Genomic DNA, 16,696 nt, shown 5'->3' on the forward strand with positions numbered 1-16,696 from the left:
CCAAGCTTAAGAGCTTGGCCCGATCATAAAGCAGTTCACATTGCGGGCGACCAGACGGCGGCAGGCCAGATCGGCTGTCTCGCGGGTCATGCCAAGGAAGTTGGCGTCGAACCCTTGCGGGCGACGCACGACTTTGCGCAGGCTGCCGTCGAGGGTCGAGATTTCGGACAATGCGGTTTTCAGCAACACTTTCTCGGCGGCATAGCGGCTGGGGTAGCGGCCCACATTCACGCCCCAGTGACGCCCACCAGATGTCGACACGCGTGTGATGACCTCGGGGGCGGGGGGCGCTTTGGGTGTGACCTGTTTGACCGCGGCGGTTTCAACCAGCGATGCGGCAGCCGAGGGGCGCAGCGTGGGCCGGACCGAGACCGAGGCGAGCAGGGTTTCCGCCTCTGCTGCGGGTTCCGGTGTCGGGGCAGGGGCCTCTGCCACGACGGGCGGCGCGGTTTTCTGCGCCTCTTTCAGCGCGGCGGTGATGTCCGAGTTCAGGATCGGCGAGGTCGCTTGGGGCACCTCTGCGGTGGCAACCACGACCTGAGGCTGGTGGCCCGGACGCAATGTGGGACGTTTGGAAGTGGTGACGGCCCCGACAAGGCGGATGACCTTGCCCGCGGCCCCGTCGGATGCAACGGGCGTATCTTCGACATCGGCGTAAGCAGGTTTGGAGGGTTTTTTCAGCGGTGCGCTGGAGGGGGCGCGGCGGAAGCCCAGATCCATCAACTCGGCCACTTTGGCGTTCCGTGCGCTGGTGGAGGTGCCGCCGAAGACGGTCACGATAATGCGTTCATTGCCCCGTTCCGCCGAGGCGGTGAGGTTGAAGCCAGCGGCGCGGGTGTAGCCGGTCTTGATCCCGTCGGCGCCTTTGTAGGACGACAGGAAGCGACGGTTGGTGTGGCTGACCTTGCGCACGCCCGCATCGGCAGTGATGCGCGAGAACAGGTTGTAGTATTCGGGGTGATCATACAGCAGGTGGCGGCCCATGATGGTCATGTCATGTGCGGTCGACATGTGGCCGGATTCTGTCAGGCCGTGGGCGTTCTTGAAGGTGGTGTTGGTCATGCCAAGCGCCTTGGCGGTGCGGTTCATGCGGCGGGCGAACTTGGCTTCGGACCCTTCGATGGCTTCCCCGATGGCGGTGGCGGCGTCATTGGCAGATTTGACGGCCGCGGCGCGGATCAGGTAGCGCAGGGCGATGGTCTGGCCCGATTTCAGCCCCAATTTGCTGGGCGGTTCGGACGCCGCGTGGCTGGTGATCTTGACCTTGCTGTCGAGCGAGATCTCACCACGCTTAATCGCCTCGAATGCGATATAAAGTGTCATCATTTTGGTGAGGGAGGCCGGGTGCAGACGGGTATCCGCGTTTCGGGAGTGCAGCACTTCGCCGGTTCGGGCGTCGATCACATAGGCGGCATAGGGGGCCGCCATTGCGCTGAGCGGCAGGATCAGCAAGATCCATATAGCCGCAAGAATAAATAGCCCATACCGGGCTGGCTGCACACGCCGCACTCTCATCATAACTGCCTTTGCTCTGCCTCGGCCGTCGATTTTTCAACTGACCATTATTATTATTAAGGTAAGGTTACCATAGGACGTGTTTTCGATAAAGGCGTTCGATGTGGTGCAGCCCGGAAAAGCGGCGATTTCCGCGCAGCACATATAGCGTGTGCCCAAAACTCCGCCACTATAGGGGCGATTGTGGCGGGAATGTGGCAAGAGTTGGGCGACAACGCAGCGAAGGTAAGGCGAGAATACAGCGGCGTTCAGGGCAGCAGTTCTGCCACTTCGGACAGGCGCGTGATCTGGTGGAAGCGGGGCGAATCACTCGGGGCGGGGGCGTGCTCCAGCGCCCAGGTGACGCCGTGGGGGATATAGACGCCATGCCCGCCCGCGTGGATCATCGGCACCACGTCCGATTTCATGGAGTTCCCGATCATCATGCCGCGGGCCGGGCCGTCGCCGTGGGTATCAAAGATGCGCTGGTAGGTTTGCGGGGTCTTGTCCGACACGATTTCAATCGCGGTGAACATATCACGCAGCCCGGATTCAGCGAGCTTGCGTTCCTGATCCAGCAGATCGCCCTTGGTCACCAATACCAGCCGATAGTCGTCTTGCAGGGTTTGGAGGGTTTCGCGCACATCGGGCAGCAGTTCGACCGGATGGGCCAGCATATCACGCCCCGCCGCCAGCAGTTCGGAGATGACATCGGCCGGCACGCGGCCCTCGGTGACCTCTATCGCGGTTTCGATCATCGAGAGGGTGAACCCCTTGATGCCAAAGCCGTAGTGGGGGATGTTGCGCCGCTCTGCCTCCAGCAGCCGGTCCATCAGGCTGTCGCGGTCGGTGTAATCGGCAAGAAGTTCCGCGAATTTGACCTGTGTCAAAGCAAAGAAGCGTTCGTTGTGCCATAAAGTGTCATCGGCATCAAAACCGATGGTCGTTAGCGGATTGCCCATCTTTGGCGCGCCCTCTTTTCTAATTCTGCTTTAGGGTTATATAGACGCCTACACGACTCACTTGAAACGACTTCTCAGGCAGGAGCAGCAATGCGCCTTGATGATCTTATGATGGCGGGCAAAGACCGGGACGACGACGAAACCGATCTGTTGACCAAGACCAAACCAAAGACCAAGCGGCCGCCTTTGTACAAGGTGATGCTGTTGAACGACGATTTCACCCCGATGGAATTTGTGGTGATCGTGCTTGAACGCTTCTTCGGGCTGAACCATGCCCAAGCCTTCGAGATCATGTTGACCGTGCATAAAAAGGGGCTGGCGGTCGTGGGCGTGTTCAGCCACGAGATCGCGGAAACCAAAGTCGCGCAGGTGATGGATTTCGCCCGGCGTCACCAGCACCCGCTGCAATGCACCATGGAAAAAGAAGAATAACACGTGATTGATGCACGTCTGCAACTGGCGCTTGACGGCGGTGGTCTTGAGTTGCCAGCTGAAGGGACGATTGCCGTCTTTCAGCCCCCCCGTGACAGTGATTTGCCAGGTCTGGACAAAGACCGCGTGCAGATTATCCATGATTTCAAACCGGATTATGACGCATGGGCCGCGCGCGGTTATGATGTCGTGCGCACCATCAAGGACCGCTATGCGGCCTGTATCGTCTGCCTGCCACGCGCCAAGGCCGAAGCCCGCGCCGTGATTGCCGCCGCCTGCGAGGTCTGCGACGGGATCGTTGTGATCGACGGGCAAAAGACCGACGGCGCCGATAGTGTCCTGCGCGAGATGCGCGACCGTGTGACCGTGCAGGGCCCGATCTCGAAGGCTCACGGCAAGATGTTCTGGATCTCGGAACCGGCGGCGGAGTTCTTTTCCGACTGGCGTCAGGGGCCGGAGCTGACCGAAGGCGGGTTCTGGACCGCGCCGGGGGTCTTTTCCGCCGATGGTGTCGATCTGGCCTCGGCACTGCTGGTGGATGCCTTGCCCGAGAAGCTCGGGTCCGAGGTTGCCGATCTGGGGGCCGGTTGGGGCTTTTTGTCGGCCCACGCGCTGACACGGCCTGACATCAAGAACCTTTACCTTGTTGAAGCGGGACATATGGCGCTGGAATGTGCGCGCCGCAATGTCACCGATGATCGCGCGTCCTTTGCATGGGAGGATGCCACAAGCTGGGAGCCGCCCCACCGCATGGACAGCGTGATCATGAACCCGCCCTTCCACATCGGTCGCGCGGCTGAACCGCAGATCGGGCAGGCGTTTGTTGCCACGGCGGCACGCATCCTGTCGCCGCAAGGCAAGCTGTGGATGGTCGCGAACCGTCATCTGCCCTATGAGGCAGAGCTGAAAACCCGTTTCGCCCATGTCGAGGAAATCGGCGGCGATGCGCGGTTCAAACTGTTTCACGCGGCACGGCCTTTGCGCAAACGCCGATAGGCGGGCCGCGCCTGATTAAGGAACGATTTATGTCATTCTCAATCTCTGGCAAAAGCGTCATCGTCACCGGGGCCGCGAACGGCATCGGTTTGGCGATTGCCCGGCAATTCGCCGACAAGGGCGCAAATGTGATGTGTGCCGACATCGACGAGAAAGCGCTGGTCGAACAGCTGGGCGATGCCAAGGACGACGGCAACATCCGCTTTTTCGCGGGCGATCTGCGGCAACGGTTGACGATTGCGAACCTCGTCTCTGCCACCATTGACGCCTTTGACGAGGTCGACGTGTTGGTCAATGCGTCGCGGCAGTTCCTGCCGACGGATGCGCTGGACAGTGATGATACCAGCGTTGAAACCCTGTGGCAGGAAAACGTGATGACCGCGATGCAGCTGACTCAGCAGGTCGCCAAACGCATGATCAAACAGTCCGAGGGCAAGGAAGACGGCAGCGTGGGCAGCATCGTCAACCTCAGCTCGACCACCTCGCGGCACACGCGGCCCGAGTTGATGGCCTATTCCATGGCGGCGGCCGCGCTTGAGCAGATGACGCGGTCGATGGCGCTGACGCTGGCCCCGCATCGCATCCGGGTGAACGCTGTGGCTTTCGGGTCGGTGATGAGCGGGTCGCTGAAAGCGTCCTGCGCCGAGAACCGCGAGTGGCGCGACGACATCCGCAACCACACGCCTCTGGGGCGCATCGCATCGCCGTCAGAGCTGGCCGACACGATCCAGTATCTTGCCGCCGACAGCTCCAGTTTCCTGACAGGCGAAGTGATCGTTGTGGACGGGGGGCGGTCCTTGCTGGACGCCGTGGACGCGCCGGCACACTAGAATACGCAGTAACGAAAGGCTTTGCGCATGACCGTTGATTTCGAGGCGGAGAAGACCCGCGCCGCTAAGTGGTTCCGCAGCCTGCGCGACCAGATCGTGGAGGCATTCGAGACGCTGGAGCGTGACCACGCCGAGGGCCCGCTGTCTGATGCCGCGCCCGGCACATTCGAGGTGACCCCGACCAAACGCAGCAGCGACGACGGCAGTGACGCGGGCGGCGGTCTGATGAGCGTGATGCGTGGCGGGCGTGTGTTCGAAAAGGTCGGCGTCAACGTCTCTACGGTGTTCGGCACCTTGGGAGAGCGTGCGCAAGTCGCGATGGCGGCGCGCAAGGGCATCCCCGGCATGGCCGAAGACCCGCGGTTCTGGGCGTCGGGCATCAGTCTGGTCGCGCATATGCAGAACCCCCATGCCCCGGCGGTCCATATGAACACCCGCATGTTCTGGACCCCCCATGCCAGCTGGTTCGGGGGCGGGTCCGATCTGAACCCCTGCATCGAATATGACGAAGACACCGCGCATTTCCACGCCGTGCAAAAGGCGCATCTGGACCCTCATGGCAGCGATCTCTACCCGCGGCTGAAGGCTTGGGCGGACGAGTATTTCTATATCCCGCACCGTCATCGCGCGCGCGGGGTCGGCGGTATCTTTATGGATGATCACGCGACAGGCGATTGGGAGGCGGATTTTGCCCTGACGCAGGATATCGGCCGCGCCTTCCTGCCCGCCTATCTGCCGCTGGTGCAAAAGCGGATCACGCAAGACTGGTCAGAGGCAGACAAAGAAGCGCAGTTGGTGCATCGCGGGCTTTATGCGGAATATAACCTTGTCTATGACCGCGGTACGAAATTCGGGCTGGAAACCGGCCATGACGCCAATGCGGTTCTCATGAGCCTGCCGCCTTTGGCGAAGTGGATCTAGGGGGCCAGCCCCCGCCCTGCGGGCTCCCCCGGGATAGCTGCCATTTGGAATGAAAAAGGCCCCCGACCATGCAGGTCGGGGGCCTTTTCGTCTAAACCGGTATCAGCTTATTGCTTTGGCAGCATCACGCCGTTGATAACGTGGATCACACCGTTGGACTGTTTGACGTCCGCGATCTCTACGAAGGCGGCGTTGCCGTTTTCATCCACCAGCTTCATGCGGCCATCATCGGCGTAGGAGGCTTGCAGCGTGCAGCCGCCCAGTGTCGGCACGGGGTGCTCACCGCCGTCGTCCTTGATCATGCCTTGCAGCGCGTCGGACATCACGGCCTTGCCCACTACGTGGCAGGTCAGGATTTCGGTCAGACGTTCTTTGTTCTCGGGCTTGACCAGCATTTCGACGGTGCCTGGCTCAAGACGGTCGAAACCGGCGTTGGTGGGGGCGAACACGGTGAAGGGGCCTTCGCCTGCGAGGGTATCAACCAGACCGGCAGCTTTCACAGCGGCAACCAATGTGGTGTGGTCGGCAGAGTTCACGGCGTTTTCAACGATGTTCTTGTCGGCGAACATTTCAGCACCACCGACCATGGGGTTCTTCATCTCGTCGGCGAAAGCCGCACCGGCAGTCAGGGCCAGGGCTGCGGTTGCGGTCATCATCTTTTTAGCGAAAGTCATGGTGTTCTCCTCGGTTTATATCGTGATCATTTGTTGATCATGCCGAAGCAACGGGGCCATGCTGCGCTTAGTTTCAAACAGAGCGCGAATTTATTTTGGATGTTATCCTTTGACGTGCCAATCGAAGAAGCCGGGGCCTGCCTGGGCCAGCAGGTCCTGCGCCAGGTCGACGCCCATCTGACCGCCTTGCGCAATAGGGCCGCTGCGGTCGCCGGCAATCGCCTCTGACCCGTCGGGGCGCAGGACCTGGCCGCGCAGGTGGAGCGTGTCGCCGTCCAGCGTGGCCAGCCCGGCGATCGGTGTCTCGCAGGATCCGTCAAGCGTGAGCAGAAAGGCGCGTTCGGCGGCCAGACGTTGGCCCGTGGGGGTGTCGTGGATCGCGGCGAGCATGGCTTCGGTATCAAGGTCTCCGGCGCGGCGTTCGATGCCAATGGCCCCTTGCGCGACCGCGGGCAGCATCAGCGTGTCGTCGATCGGCGTGGCGGGGACGTGTTGCATGCCCAAACGGTTCAGACCGGCCACGGCGAGGAAGGTACATTCGGCCACACCATCGGCGAGCTTTTTCAGCCGCGTCTGCACATTGCCGCGGAATTCGACGACCTGCAGGTCGGGACGCTGGTGCAGCAGCTGCGCACGGCGGCGCAGGCTGGAGGTGCCGACAACCGCGCCTTCGGCGAGTTGGTCCAGCGCCGAGAGAGTGGGCGCGACAAAGGCGTCGCGCGGGTCTTCGCGCGGCAGGTAGGTATCAAGCAGCAGGCCCCCCGGCTGGATCGTGGGCATGTCTTTCATCGAATGCACGGCGATGTCGATTTTGCCTGCCAGCAGGTCTTCTTCGATTTCGCGGGTGAACAGGCCCTTGCCGCCGATATCCTTGAGCGGGCGATCCTGAATGACATCGCCGGTGACTTTGATCACGACGATTTCAAACGCCGCCTGTGGAATTTCAAACGCGGCGGCCAGACGGGCGCGGGTTTCATAGGCCTGGGCCATCGCCAGAGGCGAGCCGCGGGTGCCGATGCGCATGGGGTTTTCGGGGGTGGGCAGGTTCACAGTCATGGCTCTTCTTTAGGGGTGTGGATTTGATCTGACAAGCGGTGCCATTGCCTTGACATCGCGACGCTACATCTTGACCTAAGACAAAACCATTGAAGAGTAGGAATCCCGATGCCGCAGACCGACACGCAAAGCAAAACCATTCTGCGTTCATTGGCCGGAGAGACGCTGCCGGTGCCGCCGATCTGGATGATGCGGCAGGCCGGACGCTATCTGCCCGAGTATAAGGCGACGCGGGCGCAGGCGGGGGATTTCCTGTCTTTGTGCTACAACCCCGAGCTGGCGACCGAGGTCACCTTGCAGCCGATCCGTCGTTACGGGTTTGATGCGGCGATCCTCTTTGCGGATATTTTGCTTGTACCTCAGGCACTTGGCGCTGATCTGTGGTTTGTCACCGGCGAGGGGCCGCGCCTGTCCACGGTCACCACACAGGCGGATTTTGACCAGCTGCGGCCCGTGGGCGATATCCACGAGACGTTGAACCCGATCTATCAGACGGTGCGCAACCTTGCCGGTGAACTGCCGCGCGAGACGACGTTGATCGGCTTTGCCGGTGCGCCCTGGACTGTGGCGACCTATATGATCGCGGGGCAGGGGACCAAGGATCAGGGGCCTGCGCATCAGCTGCGCACCCAGGATAACGCCCTGTTCGAGAAGCTGTTGGACCTGATTACCAAGGCGACCATCGAATATATGTCTGCGCAAATTGACGCAGGTGCCGAGGTGATGAAGATATTTGACAGCTGGGCGGGGTCGCTGCCGGGCGATGCTTTCGAGAAATACGCGCTGGCCCCTGCACGCGAGATCACGCAAGAGCTGAAGAAGCGCCACCCCGGTATTCCGATCATCGGTTTCCCGCGCGAGGCCGGCGATAAATACATCGGGTTCGCCAAGGCGACGGGGGTGGATTGTGTGGCGCTCGATAATTCCGTCTCGGCGGATTGGGCGGCCAAACATGTGCAGGTGGACGGTTGCGTGCAGGGCAACCTTGCATCGACCCATATGGTTACCGGCGGGCAGGCGCTGGTGGATGAGACGCGGCAGATCGTCAAAGCCTTTTCCAAGGGCCCGCACATCTTTAACCTAGGCCACGGGATCACGCCGGATGCCGACCCTGACAATGTGCAGCGCATGATTGATACGGTGCGCGAGGGCGAATAATCAAATAAGATTGGCTTTGGCTCTTGACGGGGGCCGAAGCCTGTCATACTCGGAGCGCCGATGGCGTTATAGCTCAGTTGGTTAGAGCGAACGACTCATAATCGTTAGGTCCCTGGTTCAAATCCAGGTAACGCCACCATCTCCCCCCCGCACAGATATGACTTTTGTAGGATAGCTGTTGTTCAGCATGGCCGGTCGTGTGTCGTGTTCCCGAGCTGCGTGTTTTTCATCCGCTTGTACCGGAGGTGATTGATAATCCCCTGTCGCTGGTGTCAGAGTGTCACTCAGCTAAAGGCTCGGAACTGCTCGGCAACAGAGCGGTCCGTTTTGACTGAACACGGGAGATTAGAATGATGATGAGAAGAACCCTGATGGGGATCGCGGGTGCGGCCCTTGCCGTTGGCATGAGCGCGACCGGCGCGATGGCGCAAGAGGTTACCCTGCGCATGCACCAGTTCCTGCCGCCACAGGCCAATGTGCCCAAACTTATTCTGGATGTCTGGGCCGATAAGGTCGAAGCCGCCAGCGACAACAAGATCAAGATTGAACGCTACCCCTCCATGCAGCTTGGCGGGAAGCCACCTGAGCTGATGGACCAGGCGATTGACGGTGTGGCCGATATCGTCTGGACCGTGGTGGGCTATACCCCCGGCCGCTATCCCACGACCGAAGTGTTCGAGCTGCCCTTTATGGTCACCGACGCCCGCGCGGCGAGCTCTGCCTATTGGCAGATGTTCGAAAAGCACATGAAAGACACCGAGTTCAAGGACGTACATATTCTGGGCACGTGGGTTCACGGCCCCGGGATGCTGCACACCAACACCGAGGTGCGGTCGCCCGACGATATGCAGGGTCTGAAGATTCGCGGCGGGTCGCGTCTGGTGAACCAGCTGCTCGAGATTACCGGCGCGACGCCAGTGGGCATGCCGGTTCCGGCGATTCCCGAAGGTCTGTCCAAGGGCGTGATCGACGGCACCACGATCCCGTGGGAAGTGACGCCATCGTTGAAAGTGCCGGAACTGGTGAAGAACCACACCGAATTTGACGGTGCTGCACTTTATACGCTGACCTTCGTGCTGGCGATGAACAAGGACCGCTATGACGGGCTGTCGGATGAACTGAAGAAGGTTCTGGATGAAAACTCCGGTCTGGAATTTTCGGTCTTTGCGGGGGGCACGCAGGCGGATGCCGATGGCCCTGCGCGTCAGGTCGCGGTTGATCTGGGCAACAACATTGTCGAGCTGAACGAAGAAGAGACCCAGGTCTGGCGCGATGCGTCGCAGCCGATCTATGACAGCTGGATTGCCGATATGGACAGCAAGGGCATCGACGGTCAGGCGCTGATCAATGAGGCGCGTGAACTGATGGATGCCTACGGCAAATAATCCCTGACGACGATAGCAGGCCCGCGGTGCATTCCTGCGCCGCGGGCCTGATTGCTTGATACACCCCAAAATACCTAGACAAGATTGAGAGAACCATGCGTCGGCTGATATATTTTCTTGCCCGCTTTACCGCCGTGATCGGAGGGCTGGTGCTGATGGCGCTGGTGCTGATGACCACGGCCTCTATCATCGGGCGCACGGTCAACAAGATGCTGCATAGCCCCTTCTTTCAGGAGAAGCTGACCGGCCTGTCACAGGGGTTGATTGACATGGGCATCGGCGAGATCAACGGCAATTACGAATTGCTGGAGGCGGGGGTCGCCTTCGCCATCTTCTCGTTCCTGCCGATCTGCCAGTATTACGGCGCCCATGCCACGGTGGATGTGTTTACCTCTTTCCTGCCGGCGCGGGTGAACCGCTGGATCATGGCCTTTTGGGAGGTCGTTCTGGCCGCGGTGATCGTGCTGATCATCTGGCGTCTCTACGAGGGGATGCAACGCTATCTTGGCAATGGCGAGACGACATTGTTCCTGCAATTTCCGGTGTGGTGGGCCTATGCCGCCAGCTTTGCGTCCGGCGTGATTGCCAGTGTTGTGTCTGTCTATTGCGCCGTGATCCGCGTGATAGAGGCGATCCGCGGCACCGATATTCTTCCCAGCGAACAAGGGGCCCATTAAGATGACCAACCTAGAACTGGGCTTCTGGTCCTTTCCTGTGCTGCTGCTGATGATCTTTTTGCGCGCCCCTATCGGGCTGGCGATGCTGCTGTGCGGGTTTGGCGGCTGGTATCTGGCGATGGGGGGCAACCCCACGCCGCTGCTGTCAAAGCTCAAGTCCGAGACCTATACGACGTTTTCCAGCTATTCGCTGAGCATCATTCCCATGTTCCTGCTGATGGGCCAATTCGCGACCCTATCGGGGATGAGCCAAGCCCTGTTCAAAGCGGCAGAAAGCTTTCTGGGGCATCGTCGCGGGGGTGTGGCGATGGCGGCCGTGGGGGCCTGCGCGGGCTTTGGCGCGATCTGCGGCAGCTCGCTGGCGACAGCGGCGACCATGTCGAAGGTCGCGCTGCCCGAGCTGCGCCGCTATGGCTATTCCGGCGGGTTTTCCACCGCGACACTGGCCGCGGGGGGGACATTGGGCATCCTGATCCCGCCGTCGGTCATTCTGGTGATCTATGCGATCCTGACAGAACAGAATATCGCCAAGCTGTTTCTGGCGGCCTTCCTGCCCGGTGTGCTGGCGGCCATCGGCTATGTTATCACGATCTCGATCTACGTGCGTCTGAACCCCAAATCGGCGGGTGTGCGCCCTGCGGTGCCCATGGGGGACCGCTTCAAGGCGCTGGCGAATACATGGCCGGTGCTGGTGATCTTTTTCGTCGTCGTGGGCGGCATCTATCTGGGGTGGTTCACCCCGACCGAAGGCGCGGCTGTGGGCGCTGCGGGCACTGGTCTGGCGGCTTTGCTGGCGGGTAGTCTGAACTGGGCAGTCTTGCGCGAAAGCCTGATGGGCACGGCCAAGACCACGGGGATGATCTTTTTCATCGTGCTGGGGGCAGGGTTCTATAACGGCTTTCTGGCCCTGTCGGGCGTGCCGCAGTTCATGGCTGATTGGGTCGTGGGGCAGGGCTATAGCCCGTGGTTCGTGCTGGTCGTGATCCTTGTCTTCTACCTCGTTTTCGGCTGCCTGATGGACAGCCTGTCGATGATCCTGCTGACCGTGCCGATCTTTTTCCCCGTCATCTCGGCGATGGATTTCGGGATGAGCACAGAGCATCTGGCGATCTGGTTCGGCATCCTTGTGCTGATCGTGGTCGAGGTCGGTCTGATCACGCCACCGGTGGGGATGAACCTGTTCATCATCAACTCGATGGACCGTGAAACCCCGATGACAGAGACCTATAAGGCCGTGATGTATTTTGTCGGCTCCGACATCGTGCGGGTGATCATTCTGGTGATGTTCCCCGCGATCACGCTGTTCCTGCTGCCCTGACAGGGCACAGCGATGTGACACGAAAAAAGGGCCGCGTCTGACGCGGCCCTTTTGTTTTGGGAATGGCAAACGGGTGGTTACGACGTCCAGGCCATCCGCGCAGGGTGGTATTCAAAGCCGATGTGGTGTCCGGCCCCGACCAGCCCTTCGCGGGTGTGGTTATAAAGCGAGCGCCAGTAAGGCTGGATCGTGACGCCTTCGTTCTGGATCAACGCTTCGCCCTTGGCCATCAGAGCGCGACGTTTTTCGACATCGGCGACCGAGAGGGCCTCGGTCAGAAGGGCGTCGAATTCGGGGTTGGACCAGCCAAATTCGTTCCATGCCTCGCCCGAGCGATAGGCCAGCGCCCAGATCTGCACACCCAGCGGACGGGCGTTCCAGTTGGTCGAGGAGAAGGGGTATTTCGTCCAGTCGTTCCAGAAGGTCGACCCCGGCAGGATCGTGCGTTTCACCTTGATGCCAGCGTCGCGCAACTGTGCGGCGACCGCATCTGTGGTGTCCTTGCGCCATGCATCGTCGATCGAAAACAGCTCGTGCTCGTAGTCGGCCATGCCGGCCTCTTCCATCAGGGCGCGAGCACCTTCGGGGTCCGCCTCGCGCGGGGGAAGCTCGGCATATTCGGGGTGCATCGGGCCGACGTGGTGGTTTTCGGCCACCAGCCCGCGACCGGCATAACCCAGTTCAAGCAGCACGGCGTTGTCGACCGCCATGGCCAGCGCCCGGCGGACACGCGCATCGGCGTAGGGTGTCTTGCCATCCACCTCGGCCAGTTGGTTGGGGCGGATCACGATCGTCGCACCAGTGGCGATTTCGTTCTGGTTCCAGCCGTCCAGCGTGCTGAACACGTCGATGAATTCACCCTCGATGGAATAGGTGGCGTCGATCTCTTCTGCTTCGGCGGCGGCGACAAAGGCCGAAGGGTCAGTGCCGTAGTCGATGTATTCCAGCCGGTCGATATAGGGCCCGCCGTAGACCTCGGTGCCCCACCACGTGTGGTCGGGGTTCTTGACCAATACGGCCTTGATCCCGACTTCGACAGATTCGGGCAGGTAGGCGCCGGTGCCGACAGGGTTGTCGAGCATGGTTTCCGGATCAAACCCTTCGGGGACGATGGCAGCGGGGTAATCGGCCATGCCGGGGATCAGGGTGATGTCGGGGCGGGGCAGCGACAGCTTGACGGTATGGTCATCCACCACGGTGATCGCGCCTTCGATCGCCTGACCGGAGTCCTCGTCGATCAGCGTGGCAAAGCGCCCGGCCATCGAGTTGCCTTCGACCGATTTATCACACCAGCCCGTGATGTTGCGCGCCACATCGTTGGCGGTGAAGGGCGTGCCATCGTTCCACGTGACACCTTTGCGCACATTCAGCACATATTCGGTGGCGTCTTCGTTGATCTCCCAGCTTTCGAGCAATGCGGGGGTGAAGGTGCCGTCATTCTCCCAGATCGCGAGATATTCAAGCCAGCCGCGGGTGATGTTGGCGATCTGCGACCAGTCGTAGGTGCGCGGGTCTTTCAACGCGCGGACCTCCATCTGCATCCGTACGGTGCCGCCGGATTTATGCGCGGCCGCTTGTGCGGGCGCTGCCATGCCGATCATCGCATAGGCGGTTGTCGCCGTGGCCCCAAAGGCGCTGGCGAGGGCCAGAAACTCGCGTCGGTTGACCGGATCGCGTTTGGCAGCTTCGGCAGAGGCGTGGATGGCGGCGGGTAAGGGGGTGCCGGTACGGGTTAAGAACGTCATGATCTTCCTCTCTGGTCGGGTGCTGCCCCTGTGGTTCGGGCGGCGGATACGAAGCACAAGCACAGGCGCTGGATGCTTTGCGGTGATGCAGCTTTGCTGCGTTTATTGGCTAGGAATGTAACTAGCATGTATCACAGAGTTTCAAGCATTGCGCGGCGGTGCGTCAACCCACAGCAGCGGCGGTCCCCGGAGTTTGCACAAAACGCACTGCGCGCCCGATCCGGTTCAGGATCAGACGCGCGATCGGGGGCGCGCTGTTGGGCGCCTCCGGCGGGAGTTTATTTGGCAAAATGAAGCGCGGTTATGGCGTGGGTTTCGCAGGCAGGATCGTACCGGCGCAGGCCCCGAAGCCGATGCGATAGCCGTCGCCTGCGGCGTGGCCGGTCAGGATCATCGTATCCCCGTCCTGCACAAAGCTGCGGGTGGTGCCATCGTTCAGCGCGATCGGTTCCGCGCCGCCCCAGCTGAGTTCGAGCAGGCTGCCGCGGGCATCTTTGTCGGGGCCGGATATGGTGCCGGAGCCGAGCAGATCGCCCGCGTTCATCGCGCAGCCAGACGCCGCGTGATGCGCTAGCTGTTGCGGGGCGGAATAATACATCGTGTTGTAATTGGTGCGCGCGATGACCTGTTGTGCGCCGCCATCGGGCTGGATGATCACCGAGAGGTCAATGTCGTAGAGCATCGGTTTCGGCTCTGCCAGATAGGGCAGCAGATCAACCTCGCGCTCGGGCGTGGAGGCGCGGAAGGGTTCAAGCGCCGCTTTCGTCACGATCCACGGAGAGATGCTGGTGGCGAAGGCCTTGGCCTGAAACGGCCCGAGCGGTTGATACTCCCACGCCTGAATGTCGCGCGCAGACCAATCATTCAGCAGCACATAGCCAAAGATCATCTCGTCCGCTTCGGCCACGCTGGGGGTGTCGCCCATATCGGTGGAGGTGCCGACGATGGCCCCCATCTCGAGCTCGATATCAAGGCGCTGGCTGGGGCCGAAATGCGGGGTCGCGGCATCCGCCGGTTTGATCTGCCCGTTGGGTCTCCGGATGTCAGTGCCGGAGACGACAACGGTCGAGGCGCGGCCGTTATAGCCGATGGGCATATGCAGCCAGTTCGGGGGCAGCGCGTTTTCCGCGCCCCGAAACATGGTGCCGACGTTGGTGGCATGGTGCCGGCCCGCGTAGAAATCGGTATATTCCGAGACGACAATCGGCATGTGCAGGCGGATGTCAGCCATAGGGACAAGATGCGGGGCGACCTTGGCCTGGTCGGGGCTGCCGGTTGCCAGCAGATCGGTCAGGCGGTCGCGTAGGGTCGCCCAAGCGTCGGGGCCCAGATCCATGACGTCATTCCAATAGGGCACATCGAAGACAGGATCGAAGTGGAGGAGGATCAGGTCTTCGGCCTCTACCGCGGCCATGTCGAGCACCATATCCCCGATCGCCACGCCACAGCGCGGTTCGAGCGTGTCTGTGGAAAACACACCGTAGGGCAGGTTGTTGAGCGGGAAGTCGGTGTCGGCGCTGTTCGCGCTTTCAACCCAAGAGGTGAGCAATGTCATCGGTGTTCCTTGCGTGTCGCTGCGGGTGCCTGAAAGCTACCTTGCAAAATCTGCTTTGTTGGTAATAGTCCTTTGTGTAACTAACAAGCGATTGCCCTGATGCCAGACCAGAATTTCGAGCTGACCCATTTTCTGCCCTACCTTCTAAATCAGGCAGCGGAAGCGAGCAGTCTGGCGTTTCAGCGCACCTATAAAGATCGCTACGGGATGCTGCGGACCGAGTGGCGGGTGCTGTTTCATCTGGGGCTTTATGGCGAGATGACGGCCAGCGATATCGGGCAGCGGGGGAATATGCATAAGACCAAGATCAGCCGTGCGGTGCAAAAGTTGACAGAGCGGCGGTTCGTCACGCGGCTGCGCGGCGATCAGGATCGGCGGACCGAGATGCTGTCCCTGACGACACAGGGGCGCGCGGCCTATGAGCACCTTTACGAGGTGGCAAAGGCCTATGACGCGCGTCTGACTGCGGATTTAACGGCGGCGGAGCGGGAGACGCTGAAGCGGTTGCTGGTCAAGCTGGCGGCGGGACAGGGCAGCGCGGGCTGACGGCGAGCTGTCGGGGGGCCGGAGGGCGAAGGGGGGCGACGGGGGGCACATGCCCCCGCGCGCCGGTTCAAAAGTTGATGTCGACGCCGGGTAGGTCCAGCGCTTTCATCAGGTCGCGCAGCTCTTGCCGTGCCGCGACATTCGAGATGTTCAGCTGCTTGACGCCGATATCCTTGAGGTCGAGCAGGGTCAGGCCACGGGGGAAAAGCTCGCGGAAGATGACGCGTTCGTTAAAACCGGGGGCAATGCGGAACCCGATGCGTTTGCTCAGGTTGGCGATGGCGCGTTCCATCTTGTCCTTGTTCACCATGCGCTGCGCGCCCATGCGGTTGCGCACGACGATCCAGTCGATCGGGGCAAGGCCCGCCTGAGCCCGCAACTGCCGCGCGTTCCAGACCATTTCGGAATAGACGGAGGGGCCGGTGATCTTGTCGCCCATAGCGTCGGTGCGCGCCAGCAGGTCGAAATCGATAAAGCTGTCGTTCAGCGGCGTGATCAGCGTGTCAGCCAACGAATGCGCCACCTGGCTGAGACGGGTGTGGGACCCCGGGCAGTCGATCAGGATGAAATCGGAGGTCGGTTCAAGCTCTGCGACGGCGGCGCTAAGGCGATGGTCGTAGATGTTTTCGCCGGGCTGCAGGCTGCTTGCCTCGATCTCTGGCAATTCGTGCATCTCGGGCGAAGGGAGGTCGAGCTCGGCACTGGCGAGGAAGGATTTACGGTTGTCGACATAGCGCCCGAAGGTGCGCTGGCGCAGGTCCAGATCCAGCACGCTGGTCTTATGCCCCATCCGTGCAAGGGCTGTCGCCACATGCATCGAAACGGTGGATTTCCCCGCCCCGCCTTTTTCATTCCCGACGACGATGATATGCGCCATTGCCTTTTGTCCCTTTCACTCCCCGTTTTTATCGGGGTCACATTGGGAAAAACCATATGGCAGCGATGGC

At 61.1% G+C, this 16,696-nt stretch carries 16 protein-coding genes and 1 tRNA gene; 10 read left to right on the plus strand and 7 right to left on the minus strand.

From position 1 onward, the window contains the following. Positions 1-6: 6 nt before the first annotated feature. Both IV89_RS03880 and IV89_RS03885 read right to left on the minus strand, forming a co-directional pair. Positions 7-1,515, minus strand: coding sequence for a D-alanyl-D-alanine carboxypeptidase family protein (locus IV89_RS03880; RefSeq protein ID WP_037941210.1), 1,509 nt, complete (start codon positions 1,513-1,515; stop codon positions 7-9). 248 nt (positions 1,516-1,763) lie between these two features. After that, complete coding sequence (locus IV89_RS03885; RefSeq protein WP_037941213.1) at positions 1,764-2,456, minus strand: HAD family hydrolase; 693 nt, start codon at positions 2,454-2,456, stop codon at positions 1,764-1,766. Between the two features lie 90 nt (positions 2,457-2,546). Here IV89_RS03885 and clpS point away from each other — a divergent pair, with 90 nt between their 5' ends. Genes clpS through hemF form a run of 4 tightly spaced genes read left to right on the plus strand, consistent with a single transcriptional unit; the run spans position 2,547 to position 5,635 of the window. Then, positions 2,547-2,888, plus strand: coding sequence for an ATP-dependent Clp protease adapter ClpS (gene clpS, locus IV89_RS03890; protein WP_005850026.1), 342 nt, complete (start codon positions 2,547-2,549; stop codon positions 2,886-2,888). A gap of 3 nt (positions 2,889-2,891) precedes the next feature. Continuing rightward, complete coding sequence (locus IV89_RS03895; protein WP_005850024.1) at positions 2,892-3,884, plus strand: class I SAM-dependent methyltransferase; 993 nt, start codon at positions 2,892-2,894, stop codon at positions 3,882-3,884. A gap of 29 nt (positions 3,885-3,913) precedes the next feature. Then, complete coding sequence (locus tag IV89_RS03900; protein ID WP_005850022.1) at positions 3,914-4,714, plus strand: SDR family oxidoreductase; 801 nt, start codon at positions 3,914-3,916, stop codon at positions 4,712-4,714. A 27-nt stretch (positions 4,715-4,741) separates the two neighbouring features. Further along, positions 4,742-5,635, plus strand: coding sequence for an oxygen-dependent coproporphyrinogen oxidase (gene hemF / locus IV89_RS03905; protein WP_037941216.1), 894 nt, complete (start codon positions 4,742-4,744; stop codon positions 5,633-5,635). Between the two features lie 107 nt (positions 5,636-5,742). Here the strand turns inward: hemF and IV89_RS03910 are convergent, their stop codons facing one another. Together IV89_RS03910 and hemC are read right to left on the minus strand one after the other, a co-directional pair. Next, a complete protein-coding gene (locus IV89_RS03910; protein ID WP_037941218.1) occupies positions 5,743-6,309 on the minus strand; it encodes a fasciclin domain-containing protein in 567 nt (188 codons plus the stop codon). Between the two features lie 102 nt (positions 6,310-6,411). Then, positions 6,412-7,365 carry a hydroxymethylbilane synthase gene (gene hemC / locus IV89_RS03915; protein WP_005850014.1) on the minus strand — a complete coding sequence of 318 codons (954 nt, stop codon included), beginning with the start codon at positions 7,363-7,365 and terminating at the stop codon, positions 6,412-6,414. Positions 7,366-7,473: 108 nt separating this feature from the next. On the opposite strand from hemC, the gene hemE reads away from it, so the two are divergent. The 5 genes from hemE to IV89_RS03940 all read left to right on the plus strand — a co-directional run bounded on the left by hemE (position 7,474) and on the right by IV89_RS03940 (position 11,903). Continuing rightward, on the plus strand, positions 7,474-8,523 hold the full coding sequence (gene hemE / locus IV89_RS03920) for a uroporphyrinogen decarboxylase (RefSeq protein ID WP_037941220.1): 1,050 nt from the start codon (positions 7,474-7,476) through the stop codon (positions 8,521-8,523). A 62-nt stretch (positions 8,524-8,585) separates the two neighbouring features. Then, positions 8,586-8,662: transfer RNA gene (locus tag IV89_RS03925), tRNA-Met, on the plus strand. Between the two features lie 211 nt (positions 8,663-8,873). Beyond that, positions 8,874-9,908, plus strand: coding sequence for a TRAP transporter substrate-binding protein (locus IV89_RS03930; RefSeq protein WP_037941222.1), 1,035 nt, complete (start codon positions 8,874-8,876; stop codon positions 9,906-9,908). A 95-nt stretch (positions 9,909-10,003) separates the two neighbouring features. Beyond that, positions 10,004-10,585: a TRAP transporter small permease gene (locus tag IV89_RS03935; RefSeq protein WP_005850008.1), complete on the plus strand. Its 582-nt coding sequence runs from the start codon at positions 10,004-10,006 to the stop codon at positions 10,583-10,585. Position 10,586: 1 nt separating this feature from the next. Beyond that, on the plus strand, positions 10,587-11,903 hold the full coding sequence (locus IV89_RS03940) for a TRAP transporter large permease (RefSeq protein WP_037941225.1): 1,317 nt from the start codon (positions 10,587-10,589) through the stop codon (positions 11,901-11,903). A gap of 77 nt (positions 11,904-11,980) precedes the next feature. Here IV89_RS03940 and IV89_RS03945 read toward each other — a convergent pair whose 3' ends face one another. Continuing rightward, positions 11,981-13,648: an ABC transporter substrate-binding protein gene (locus IV89_RS03945; protein WP_037941228.1), complete on the minus strand. Its 1,668-nt coding sequence runs from the start codon at positions 13,646-13,648 to the stop codon at positions 11,981-11,983. 301 nt (positions 13,649-13,949) lie between these two features. Further along, a complete protein-coding gene (gene fahA, locus IV89_RS03950) occupies positions 13,950-15,203 on the minus strand; it encodes a fumarylacetoacetase (protein ID WP_037941231.1) in 1,254 nt (417 codons plus the stop codon). 99 nt (positions 15,204-15,302) lie between these two features. Between fahA and IV89_RS03955 the strand changes: the two genes are divergently transcribed. Continuing rightward, a complete protein-coding gene (locus tag IV89_RS03955; RefSeq protein WP_037941233.1) occupies positions 15,303-15,749 on the plus strand; it encodes a MarR family transcriptional regulator in 447 nt (148 codons plus the stop codon). Between the two features lie 67 nt (positions 15,750-15,816). On the opposite strand, the gene IV89_RS03960 is transcribed toward IV89_RS03955, so the two are convergent. Then, positions 15,817-16,626: a division plane positioning ATPase MipZ gene (locus tag IV89_RS03960; RefSeq protein WP_005849997.1), complete on the minus strand. Its 810-nt coding sequence runs from the start codon at positions 16,624-16,626 to the stop codon at positions 15,817-15,819. Positions 16,627-16,696 lie beyond the last annotated feature (70 nt).

The sequence above is a fragment of the Sulfitobacter sp. CB2047 genome (genome assembly GCF_000735125.2).
Classification (GTDB): domain Bacteria; phylum Pseudomonadota; class Alphaproteobacteria; order Rhodobacterales; family Rhodobacteraceae; genus Sulfitobacter; species Sulfitobacter pontiacus.